Genomic DNA, 12,112 nt, shown 5'->3' with positions numbered 1-12,112 from the left:
GCGGACGCGCAGCAATGCATGTTTTTGCCGGATTTCCGAACTCCCTTTATAATCATAACAATGATTCAATATAGAGATGGAGTGAGTAAACCTGACATGAATACAATTCAACTGGAATTCACTGAGCCAAGAAAAATCCGGGCCAACCGGAGATTACAACAAGGAATACTGCAAATCCTCAAGGTGCTGCTGGGCACACTTATCGTGAGCATTGGTGTACTTGTCCTCAAGCATTCCGAGATCATCACCGGTGGAACCGTGGGCTTGTCGCTCAGTTTATCCTATTGGCTGGGTACTTCTTTCTCCATTACGTATCTTCTGGTCAACATCCCCTTTTACGTGCTGTCCCTGTTCAAAATGGGCTGGAAATTCACCGTATCCACGCTGTTCGCTGTCTCCGCGTTAAGCTTGATGTCAGCTGCGGCTGCCCGCTTGCCTGAATTCGTACTTCCGGGCTGGTTCGGAGCAGCAATCGGCGGCTCTGTCATGGGTCTCGGGATGTCCTACTTGTTCCTGAACGGCTCATCGCTGGGCGGGAGCAATATCCTGGCTCTAATTTTCCATAAAAAGTTCGGCTGGAATCCGGGGAAAGTTATGTTCGTGCTAGACGGTCTGATCATCGCCGGGTCGTACTACTCCATCGGGCTGTTCAAGGGGATCTACTCCGTTCTTTCGATTGTCATCCTGTCCTTCATGATTCATTTGTTCAAAAGCCGCTTCGCTGCTCCGGCCAAAGCCCCGGCCCGAACCCGTATCGTCCCGGCGGCGGAAGCTTCTTAATTGACATTATTGAAGCAGCCTCAGCCAAGTCAGCGATCCCGAGCACTGGTTGATGCTTGTTACCGCTGTGCTTGATCAAGTGCATCTTCTATCGCTTTGAGATAAGCCTTGCTCGTAAGCGTAGCGCCGCTGATACTGTCTACCTGCAGCGATTGAGCCTGGATCACTCTGCCGAACAGCTCCTCCGTAGAAGCCGCAGGCTGATTCTCCGCGTGCTCCAGTAGCTTAATCGCTGTTACTTTCTGCGCTGCAATAGTTACCTGAACCGTATTCGCCCTCCATTTATACATCCCGCCTGCGTATTCACCCACATAATTGCCTGCATGCAGCTGTTTGAAATCCACTTCACCGATTTGAACATTCCGGGCTTCACGCCGCTCTTTCTCCGTGAACAGCCAGCCTGCAGCAAGTCCAACCAATACAATAATAATTACAGAAATGCACATAATGAGCAGGTTGCGTTTCCACTTTGGTTTCACTTCAATCCCCCCATTCTCTGTGAATGAATATTATCTTATTCATTCATTATTTAGCGTTCTTAGCCATTCTTCGACCGATCCGATCAAATAGGCGTCCGGCCAGTCTTTTGAAGAGGCCCAAAGGAACTTTATAATAATAAGCCGACTCAAACCAGCCGTTATCCTTGTAATGACGGTAATCTTTGGACTTGTCATCCAGCATGTTATGAATACTGGTCCGGGACAAGCGGAACAGCATCAGTCTGAACAACGTGGGCACCGGAGGTGACGAACGCATAAGCCCTTTGTAGAATCTGGCGGCGGCCTTGCGGATTTCCTGTGAATTTTTCACCTGGGCAGCTTGTGTTATCGGCTCCATCGTATGAAGCACACAGCCACGGGTTACCTGGAAGCCCAGATTCTCCCCCATACTGCTAAGATATTTGACGATACCCTTGCCGCCGTGAATGCCCTGGTTGACGACCGCTGTATAGGTCTTGCCGAAGAACTGCGGCCGATGGAATACATAAGCCAGCCGGTCCAGCAGATTCTTCATCGATGCCGATACATGGAATGCATAATTCGGAGTGGCCATAATAACGCCGTCGGAGTTCTCCATCTTCCCGATCAGCACATCCCTGTCATCTTTGAGCGGACAGAATTCTTCGCCTTTACTGAAGCAGACCTTGCAGCCCCGGCAGAACTCAAGCCTGTAATCCTTCAGGAAAATGTACTCAAACTCAATCTCCCCGTATGTCCTTAGCTGAGCTTCAAATTCGCAGACTGCCCTGTACGTGGCATGCTTTTGCTGATTACCAATGATTGCGGTGACTTTCTTCATGACTGTCCCTCCAGAGTAGTGATGAGATCCTACTTTCATTTCGAATCTTTGTGAATGAATATTTTAATATTCATTCACATCATATATTAACATAGATATGCCCCGTTGTCTGTCTGGATACTGCTTGATCTTGAACGATTAGTGAAGACTTGCTACTTATTATTGTGTCCCTTCCGGCATGTTAAAAAGGCCACAAGCGTTATCCGCTCATGACCTCATCATGCCCGTATAGTATTCAACCGGAAGATTAGTCCATACTAAATTGTCATCGTATTCGTCAACCGTCCCAGCTTCTCGATCTCTACGGTTACTGTATCCCCGGCTTGCAGATATACCTGCTGCTCCGGCGGATACCCCAGCATAACGCCTTCCGGAGTACCTGTCATAATCATATCTCCCGGCTCCAGTGTGAAATGCTGTGAAATATAGCTGATAATCTCATCACACTTAAAGATCATATCGGCTGTATTGGATGACTGGCGAAGCTCGCCGTTAACAGTACACGAAATCGCAAGCTGGTTCGGGTCCCCCACTTCATCCGCAGTTACGAGATAAGGGCCGACCGGAGCGAATTTATCACAGGTTTTGCCCAGGAGCCACTGCTGGGTCCGCATCTGCAGATCGCGGGCGGAGAGGTCATTGCCGCAGCAGTATCCATAAACGTACTTATAGGCTTCCTCCCTGGAGACATTCCGGGCCGTCCGGCCCATCACGATTACGAGCTCGGCCTCATAGTCTACTTTCTGCGAGGCAGCAGGCAGCGGTACCGGCTCCAGATGAGCTGCCAGCGCGTTATTGAATTTGCTGAACAGAATTGGCGTCTGCGGTATAGGAGCTTTCGTTTCTTCTGCATGCTTGCGGTAATTGAGTCCGACACAAATGATTTTGCCGGGACTGGGAACACAGGGGGCAATCTGCAGCGTGGATTCGTCGAGCAGAACTACGGTATCTGATTCTGGCACAGTTAATTCCCTTACTGCCTGCCGGGCAAGTCCTTTAAGGTGCGATAGCATTTCCGGCCCTCCGGCAATTACATCCTGCAGTGTTACGGAGCTTGTTCCTTTCAGGTAACCAGATGCTGTCAAAGCATGTTCAACATCCAGTATGCCAGCTTCCGTATGTACTCCCAGCCGGGTGACGCCCTCTTGAATATAGGATAGTAGTTTCATATCTAAACCGCCCTTTATAGTCTTGTAATAAAAGCTTGGATAATACCGAGCACTTCATCAGACCAGAAGTCCGGGCCGCCATGATCGGCTCCCTCTATTTTGTAGAACTCAACATCCTTGCCCTTTTGCTTCAGGTCGTTGTACAGCAGCACACTTTGCTCAAAAGGAACCAGACGATCCTTATTGCCATGAATCATTAGGATAGGCGGAATATCCACTTCCTGCGAAATATGATTCATAATAATGGTTGGTTCCGCCTGCACCGGATTCTCCAGTACATTCAGACCTCCGATCAACAGACCTTCGGGAGAATCTGCTCCGGCATGGTCCATCGTAGAGTGCGCCTCATTCATCCGGGTAATATCTGCAGGACCGTAGTAGTCGATGATACCCTTGACTTCGCAGGATAATCCGTCGTACACATCCGTATCGAGCTCCTTGTCATGCGGAGTTATCCCCGTCATCACCGCCGTATGACCGCCGGAGGAGTCTCCCCAAATTACGATTTGCTCCGGATCAATATTAAACTGCCCGGCATTCTTCCGGAGATACCGTATAGCTGTCTTGGCATCCTGGATCTGTGCGGGGAACGGCGCCAGGTCTGACGGGCGGTATTCCACGATTGCAACAGCATAGCCTTGTCTGGATATCCAGGACAGCGGCGCGAGATTCGCATCCAGATGCTGCTGTCTCCATGCTGAACCTTGCACGAACACCAGCAGCGGCCAGGTTGCATCCGGACGTTCATGCTGTGACGGTAATATCAGATGCATATGCAGGGGCCGACCGCCCCTCTCGCAATAGGTATGATTGTGCAGCACCGTGCAATAGACCGCGTCAGGATTCATAGGCAGTACTTTCATCCCCGCCGCTGTCGCTTCCGATGCAGGGAATGCTTTGTAGCTGAGCTCTCTAGGTTCAATCCGCATCATCATTTGCCTCCTGTTGAAATCAGTTGAGTAAATTTTACCACTTCTATTCATGCCTTGTCTTGCCGATGCATTCAGGTGCAAAAAAAAGAGCTGCGGTAAGATACCGAGCTCCTGTATAGATTCACATCCAAAACCCTCTTGTAAAAGCTATAGACCCGTCGTAGTCGACGTATACATTTTGGATTGAAGGATTATGCAGTACACCGGAAACACAATAAAACAGCGGGAGAATCACCATTTGGTCGATAAGCATTTTTTCAGCTTTCGTATAGATTTGCATGCGTATAACAGGATCTGCCGTTTGCCGGGCTTCCTTTATATAAGCGTCATACCATTCATCGCTCCAGCCTGAATCATTATCCGGACTCCAGGAGGTGAATAGCTCCAGCATAGATGCCGGATCATTGAAATCAGCGCCCCAACCAGCTCTAGCCACCGAGAAATTCTGATTCACCCGGTTATCTATCAGCTCCGGCCAGCTCTGCACCTCAATGCTTGCCTGAATGCCAAGCTTCTCCTTCCAATCCGAAATGATGGCTTCTCCAATGGAAGCATGGTCGCCTTCATCATTCATAATAATTGTAAATTCTGGAAGGGTAGTCAAACCTTCTTCACGCAGCCCTTCTTCCAGCAGCGCCTTGGCCATTGCAGCATCTTCTTTAAAATAGGCTTTGTCAGACATCTCTGTCCGGAAGTTCAGCTTGGCCCCGTGAATACTTGGTGGAACAACTCCAAACGCAGGAGTGCCGTAACGCAGGCCTTCGCGGTCAACGGCCATAGCCAAAGCCTTACGTATTTTCAGATTCTTGAAAGGAGCCTTATTCAGATTGAATTGATAGTAATAATTAGATGCATAAGGCGCTTCATAAGTAAGCTTAGAGGTTCTGTAATCTATAGAAGATGAATCCAGAAGCTCTTGTCCTCCGCCTCCAACCCAATCCACTTCTTTATTGACGAAAGCAGCCGTCGGATTTGCGGTTCCGGCTTTTGGCAGAAGCAGGCGTACTTCAGACAGCTTGATTTCTTTGGCCGCATAATAATCCGGATTTTCACCTAGAATAATTTCTTTGTAGGACCACTGCTTCAGCTTAAAGGGACCATTGGTCACCATAGATTTAATATCTGTTGCCCATTGGCTGTTGGCCTTTGCGGTCTTAGCGTAAACCGGCAGATAGATGCTCTCCGCGAGCAGCTGGATGAAATAGGAGGTCTTCTCCTTTAATGTGACTTGAAGAGTAGTTTTACTCAATGCCTTTACGCCGATTTTGGCAGCATCCTTGAGAATTCCCTCGTTGTAGTTCTGCGCATTATTAATCATGTACATATTAAAAGCGTAGACATGCTTTGCTTCCGGAGCGAGTGCCCGCTTCCAGGCATACTCGAAGTCCGAAGCCACCACCTGCTGCCCATTACTCCATTTCGCATTCGAACGAAGGGTAAAAGTATACGTTAGTCCATCATTCGATAGGGTCCATGCTTTCGCAATTGCAGGCACAGCCTGGCCAGCAGCATTCAGGCGGACCAAGCCTTCGAACAATCCTTTAACAACCGTAACTGAACTGTCATCTGCAATTACTGCCGGGTCCAGTACCTCTGGAAGACTTCCCAGACCAATACGCAATACCTTATTAGCTTGTGCAGCAGATGAACTGCCCGTCCCTCCCGTGAGCGTTACACTCATCATTAAACCTACTGCCAAAATGATATGAAGCAACCTTTTCATCAACGTTTCCCCTTTGTAAAGCCATTATGTATTAGTAATAGGATAGCATGGAGGGCAGATATTACGCTGTCGTAATTTATCGAAGATCATGAATTATATTCAATAAAAAAAAGAGGAGCCCGCTTGAGCCCCTCCCCTTACTATCCCTGTCTACTGTATCAGCAGCCCAAAGCCGGTCTGAATATAATACAGGCTTGGATAAGCAATATTGCTGGTAGTCAGGTTGTTGAATGTAGCCGAGCCGTTGCCGGTATACGTGTAGATCGCAGCTCCCTTATGGGCGCCGGAGAAGCGTGAGGTCGTTACTCCATCGAGCCCTGTGCCGTTAATGTTGATGTTGTTGAATACGATATTGGAGAATCCGCCTCCGTATCCGAACTGGATCGCATCGCGCTGGGTGTTGATGATATCGATGTTAGTGAACGTTACGTTCTTGATCGGGTCACTCGAAGCTTCGAGGTCAATCGCGCCGCGCTCCCCGTCATACAAGTCACGGCTGGTGCCGCTGTTGATAATCGTGGTATCCGAGAAAAGAATGCCCGTGTTGTTGTTGAAATGAGCACCCGGGAAGGTCGTGTTCAGACGGATGCCGGAACCGCCTACCGTGTCGATAATGTAGTTATGATCCGCCTTATGGCCGCTGCCTCCGAAGAAGGCAATCCCGCCTGCACGCCAGTTATTCTCAATGGTGTTGTATGAGAAGGTATTATTCACCCCATCCGGAGCACCGAAAGTGTTGCTCGGCCACACGGCCAGACCATCGTCTCCGTTATTGCGCACATTGGTGTTGCGGACGGTCGAGTTGCTGGTACCCTGGGAGTAGTTAATACCGTCAGCCAGGTTGTTGCGGATACGGCTGTTCTCCACAAGCAGATTGTTCGCGAAGATTGCCGGCGTCCGTGCATAATCCCCCACCCACATGCCGCATTCAAAATGCTCTACCCAGACATCATGGATAATAGAGTTATTGCCGAAGTTATCCATGAAGCCTTTGTAGATGGCATTCTGGTTGTAACGCGATCTCAGGTTCGAGTTCATATAGACATTGCTGAAATCAAGCTTACCCAGGATGCGGAGCGAGATCCCGCCGCCCGCAGCATTAGGATTGGTGAACTGCAGGTTGGTATGCCAGTAACCAGCACCAGTAACCGTAAAGTTATTGATCATATTGCTGACAGAGCCAATCACCCACATGCTGCTTAGATTGAAGGTTCCGGCTGGAATATAGAGCGATTTGCCGCCTGTGACTGCTGCTGTTACTGCACTGTTGAAGGCTGCAAGATCATCCTGTCCATCACCCGCAACTGCACCGTAATCGGTTACCGATACCGAGTTGGCCGGACGGGCGATTGCCGCCGGTACTGGCTCGATTTCCAGGAAGTCTACACCGTATTCCAGACTGTCCCCGTTATTCTTCTGAATACGGATCGTATCGCCGGGCTGGAGCGGTGTATCCATCTTCCAGTGTACTTCGTCGAAGCGGAACAGCGGACGTCCGGCACTTGGTGCATCACCAGGCTGGTCGCCGGAGAAATATTGCCAGGAGTAATAGGAAGTAAGCGGGATGGTTTTGGCTTTGGTGCCGTTTACGTATACATCCAGCGCTCCGGTAAGACCCATACCGTCTGCCGAATCCGGCATGGTGAATCTCATCGTGACCCCAGCGCCGCCTTGACCTGAACGGACGGTCCACTGGGCATAAGAGCCATTCGAAGGAAGTGTTACGTAACTCTGGCCCGATGCTTCTGAAGCAATCAGCGTCTGATCGAAGTTTGGAGCAGATTTCAGTGCAGCAGATCCGCCACGGGTCGCATCCTGCGTATCGTAGCGGGCATAGGGCACGCTTGCTCCGCGCAGGGCATATACAACCAGATTAACGGTATTCACATTATTAGCCTGCTTGGTCGTAACTTCATTCGCATCTGCAGTAATTGTTGTGGTGACGGTGTAATTGCCGTTGACAGCGCTCCATGTCCCCGGGATGGAGACATTCACAGAAGCACCGGCAGCAATCGCTCCGCTGTAGGATCCGGTGAAGGTCTGCACGGTGGAGCCAGCTGAATTCTTCAATACTACTGTGATTCCATGTGCACCTCCTGCGGAAGCAATCGTCCCCTGATTCTTGAGATTGACTGCAAAGGATACGCTATTACCAGCTACCGGATTGCCCGGTGTCCAGGATGTCGTACCTACAAGGTCAGAGCTTGATACAGGAGCAACAACAAGTGATGAAGGACTGCTGTAGCTGTTGTTGCTGTCATTCTGTTCAATGATCTGATTAGTCTCATCTACCTTGGCACTGAGCGGATAGGTCGCAGCTGTTCGGGTACCGGCATTCAATGACACGGTTGCCGAAGCACCCGCTGCCAGAGCGGCTACCGGGGCCGAGCCTGCCAGCTCATTGTTCAGATAGAAATTGACTGTCGTGGCCGCTGCTGCGGCACTGCCGCTATTCTTCACGATGGCATTCAATGTAATCTCATTCGTCTCAACGGGAGAAGCCGGAGTCCATGACATGCCTGTAATCGTCAGGTCCGGGTTCGGTGCAGGTGTTCCATAGACCTGGAACTCGGCAATCTGTCCCGCAGGGGCACCTGAATTGGAAGCAATATTGATCTGGACACGCTTGACGGTTGCCGTAACGGGAATGGTCACCGTATTTCCGCTGGCTGGGTTAAACGTATACGCCTGAGCGGAGACCAGATTGCTGAAGGTTGTCGTGCTCTGATTATGTCCTAGTACTTGAATATTCTGAGTCCGTGCCCCCCATTCCGTGGCCGGGTTCAGCTTCAGTACAATCGAAGTGATGTTATGATTGGCGCCGAGATCAAGCGTGAGCGAACTTGGATTACCGCCTCCTTCCCAGTAAGTAGCCGTATTGTTATCGTTGGCATTACCGGCAACGAAATTCTGTGTGCTGGAGGATGCGCTGATTGCCTTACCAATAGCGATGTTCCCTCCAGGGGACACCGTTGGTGTGGGCACCGGTGTGGCTGTCGGTGTTGGCGATGCCGTCGGAACTGGGGTTGCGGTAGGCGCAGGTGTAGTTGTGGAAGTAGGCGCCACCGTAGCCGTAGGTACGGGTGTTGGTGATGGAGCCGTTGTAGGAGCTGTTGTAGGTGAAGGTGTCGGCGTGGCGGTCACTGCTGCCGCTACTACAATCTGATCCAGATTGACGTTACCCGTATCACCGGCATCATATTTGTAGGCGATGGTATTACTGCCGGAGTTCAGCGTCAGGAGCTCGGCCTTCGTGCTCCAGGTATCCCAGTTTGCCAGATTCGGCAAGGTGGACTGGCGGATTTTGACTCCGTTCACATAGATGCTGAGGATCTTATCGCTTCCGCTCGCGTTAGCGTACTTCAGCGTAACATTCCGCGAACCCGCTGCAGCTACACTCACCGTGAAGGTAGTTGCCGGTCCTTGGGTCAGATAACCGTCAACAAAACCCGTACCGGAGTAACCCGCATGATCTGTGTTCACTTTCGCCCCGCCGGAGAGTGCAGCAGATTCTGCTTCATAGGTACCGGCCGGAACCGGAGTTGCAGCAGGAGTGACTGCAGGCGTGGCCGTTGGGCTGCTGGAGCCGTAAATTTCAAGCTCAGAGAACTGGGCTGCCGGCCATCCGGTGTTCGCGGTTACGAGCAGGCGCACATAACGTGTACTGGCTGCTGCAAAGTTAATCGTGACACTGTTGCCAGCAGCCGATGGATTAAATACATACGCTGCCGAAGCCACGATATCTGTAAATGTGGAACCGTTCGTACTCCCTTGTACGGCCAGCGTCTGCGTGCGTGTCTCCCAGCCTGCAGGAATCTTCAGCACGAGCTGGTCAATACTGGTGAGTCCGCCCAGATCAACCTGAATCCATTGGGGAAAAGCATCATTCGCGCTTTCCCAATAGGTGCTCTGGTTACTGTCTTTAACGTTATCCGGCGTATACGTTTGCGATTGACCGCTGGAAGTAATGGTTTTGTTAAGTGTCAGATTCTGTCCGCCCGCTGCAGACGAATGTGTCAGCGGTCCGGCGGCCATAAACAGAGTTGAGATTAGCAGCGTTACTACAAGCGACCATACGACATACTTGTTGCGCATTATAATCCTCCTTAATCTGATGTTAGAACGGCACCTAGAATTTTCTGAAGTACTAGAATGATAGCGATTACAAAAAAATAAATCCTTACCAATCCATCATTCGCTTCCAACGTGAAGGTGCCACTCTACTGATATTGCCTCTACTCAACCGGCTTGCGATAGTTCTGCCCAGCCCCCTCTCACTGCAATACACACTCATTATAGTTTTAACGCAGTGCAATCTATAATAGCTAATTCTACGGAAAAGATAGGCGATTCAATGATCGTGATGATTTGCAGCAGCGGGTCAGCCCGAAACATCCTGAATAGACAAAAAAGCACCTCCGCCAGGGAAGTGCTTCGTGTACTTCACTTAGTATTTCGCATCGGATTTCTGCTCTCACAGGGCACCTTGGTCTGGCATAATCCGCAGCCAGCTCCTGATGTAGCCTCTCCACCACTCTGGGCCGCCCACTCCCGTGAATTCTGGCCATACACAAATTTCATGCAGGCGATTTTGTCATGGCCGTTTGTGCTGATCGCCTGCACCGGGCAGCGGGTAATGCAGACGCCACAGTTCCCTTTGCTGCATAACAAACAATTTCCCGTATGACTAGCCGCAGATCTTGGATCAGACGGTAACTGCAAATCCGTTACTACCGACAGCAGCCGTATGGCAATTCCCTTCTCCGAAATGAATCCATCATTAAGACTGAAGGTGCCCAGCCCGGCAGCATAAGCAACATGACGTTCGGACCAATTAGAGATCGGGCCCGTTTCTGTACTGGAGATCCCGTACCAATCCGTATCCAGCGGCGCAGCCGCAAGTCGGCCAAGGTTTTTTAAATAATCCGTCAGATGAATGCGGGCCGCCTTCAAGAAATATTCATCCCCGAACGTACGCAGCAGGGCCCACTCCCGTGAAGCTCTATCCTTCTGCTGACGATTGGCCTTCCTGATGGATTCATGAATGGGCAGCACTATGCTGATCACCGAACCGCCATTATAGGTCCCTGAACCGAATGAACGCTCTATTACCTCTTTTGGCGTTGCATGGCCGGGACCAATAATGCTTTTATACTCCTCAAATAAAGGATCGTCAGCTGAAGCAAATTGAATGATAGGCTCATCATAATAAGGTCCCTGAAGTACATCTGACCAGTTTAGTGGGCTCTCCTTAACAAAGGCTTTCATCACTTCAATAATGAGCTGCTTCTGTTCCTCTTCCGCTCTTTCATTAATTGCAGCACTGTCTGGGTGCATGGTCTTCCCTCCTCTTGAGTGTACTCTTTCTGTCTGGACGTTATCGTGTACATACACGAAATGGCGATAAGCAACTGCTGTTGCGTCATTACTGCGTAAAGATTGATGAACCAAGAGTCGAGGTTATGCTCAGGCCATCAGTTTCTCCACTTTGGATAAAAGGGTAGTAAGTACTTTCATATCTTCATCGCCCAATGCCTCCTGCAAAAAACTCTGCGCCTGCTCCCATTGGTTCCCGGCAGCTATATATTTCACTTTCCCGCTCTCCGACAGGATCAGCAGGCGGTTCCGGCTTCCCTGCGCAGAAATATCCTCCACATATCCAATCTGTTCCAGTGCCTTGAGATTGCGGACAATAGTGGTCCGGTCCAGTCTCATCTCAAGCGCCAGGTCGCTGACACTTGCCGGTCCTAGGGAGTAAATATGCTTCAGTAAAGAAAACTGGCTGATATTTAAACCGCTTGAAGACAGAAATCCGTCATATATTCCTGTGACTGCTGAGGAAGCCCTCCGCAGATTAATACAGCTGCAGACACTAGAACAGCGGATAATGGGTGAAGAAGGGTCTCCGGCTGTTGTCATAGATTATTCTCCTCCTGTTGTATTTATCGTGTACATACACTATTTCAAAATGGAGAGCTTTTGTCAGAGTCATTTATCACAAGGAAGCGTAATTTGAAAAAGAACAAAATCACCCTAACGGGTGAATCAGCCGAAGCTATGCAGCCTGTGCAGCTGATGTAGATTTTAAGCCCATCTCACATTGCTCTATTCTGACTACTTCCTTCCGGGGCAGAACCTGGTGAAATCGAGTGCACTAATGCTCTTCATTTTTGCCTGCCGCCCACTTTTGGCGGATTCAGGGGCACTTT

Annotated in this window: 9 protein-coding genes; 1 reads left to right on the top strand and 8 read right to left on the bottom strand. The window is 50.0% G+C overall.

What is annotated here, in order from left to right; all coding sequences use genetic code 11:
- Nucleotides 1-96: 96 nt before the first annotated feature.
- Nucleotides 97-780 carry a YitT family protein gene (locus GC101_RS25000; RefSeq protein ID WP_246354495.1) on the top strand — a complete coding sequence of 228 codons (684 nt, stop codon included), beginning with the start codon at nucleotides 97-99 and terminating at the stop codon, nucleotides 778-780.
- A gap of 59 nt (nucleotides 781-839) precedes the next feature.
- On the opposite strand, the gene GC101_RS24995 is transcribed toward GC101_RS25000, so the two are convergent.
- From GC101_RS24995 to GC101_RS24960, 8 genes are all read right to left on the bottom strand, one after another.
- Nucleotides 840-1,259: an FMN-binding protein gene (locus GC101_RS24995; RefSeq protein ID WP_171719475.1), complete on the bottom strand. Its 420-nt coding sequence runs from the start codon at nucleotides 1,257-1,259 to the stop codon at nucleotides 840-842.
- A 46-nt stretch (nucleotides 1,260-1,305) separates the two neighbouring features.
- A complete protein-coding gene (locus tag GC101_RS24990) occupies nucleotides 1,306-2,079 on the bottom strand; it encodes a flavodoxin family protein (RefSeq protein WP_171719474.1) in 774 nt (257 codons plus the stop codon).
- 257 nt (nucleotides 2,080-2,336) lie between these two features.
- Nucleotides 2,337-3,248 (bottom strand): fumarylacetoacetate hydrolase family protein, encoded by a 912-nt coding sequence (locus GC101_RS24985; RefSeq protein WP_171719473.1) that lies wholly within the window; start codon nucleotides 3,246-3,248, stop codon nucleotides 2,337-2,339.
- Nucleotides 3,249-3,262: 14 nt separating this feature from the next.
- A complete protein-coding gene (locus tag GC101_RS24980) occupies nucleotides 3,263-4,183 on the bottom strand; it encodes an alpha/beta hydrolase (protein ID WP_171719472.1) in 921 nt (306 codons plus the stop codon).
- Nucleotides 4,184-4,301: 118 nt separating this feature from the next.
- A complete protein-coding gene (locus GC101_RS24975) occupies nucleotides 4,302-5,903 on the bottom strand; it encodes a peptide ABC transporter substrate-binding protein (protein WP_171719471.1) in 1,602 nt (533 codons plus the stop codon).
- A gap of 150 nt (nucleotides 5,904-6,053) precedes the next feature.
- Nucleotides 6,054-9,998, bottom strand: coding sequence for a galactose-binding domain-containing protein (locus GC101_RS24970; protein ID WP_171719470.1), 3,945 nt, complete (start codon nucleotides 9,996-9,998; stop codon nucleotides 6,054-6,056).
- A 348-nt stretch (nucleotides 9,999-10,346) separates the two neighbouring features.
- Entirely contained in the window at nucleotides 10,347-11,240 is an 894-nt protein-coding gene (locus GC101_RS24965) for a (Fe-S)-binding protein (RefSeq protein ID WP_171719469.1), read from the bottom strand.
- A 129-nt stretch (nucleotides 11,241-11,369) separates the two neighbouring features.
- Nucleotides 11,370-11,822, bottom strand: a complete 453-nt coding sequence (locus GC101_RS24960; protein WP_171719468.1) for a MarR family winged helix-turn-helix transcriptional regulator — start codon at nucleotides 11,820-11,822, stop codon at nucleotides 11,370-11,372.
- Between the last annotated feature and the right edge of the window lie 290 nt (nucleotides 11,823-12,112).

The organism is Paenibacillus phytohabitans (assembly GCF_013141775.1).
GTDB classification, from domain to species: domain Bacteria; phylum Bacillota; class Bacilli; order Paenibacillales; family Paenibacillaceae; genus Paenibacillus_AQ; species Paenibacillus_AQ phytohabitans.
This window is presented reverse-complemented; position numbering and strand designations above follow the sequence as displayed.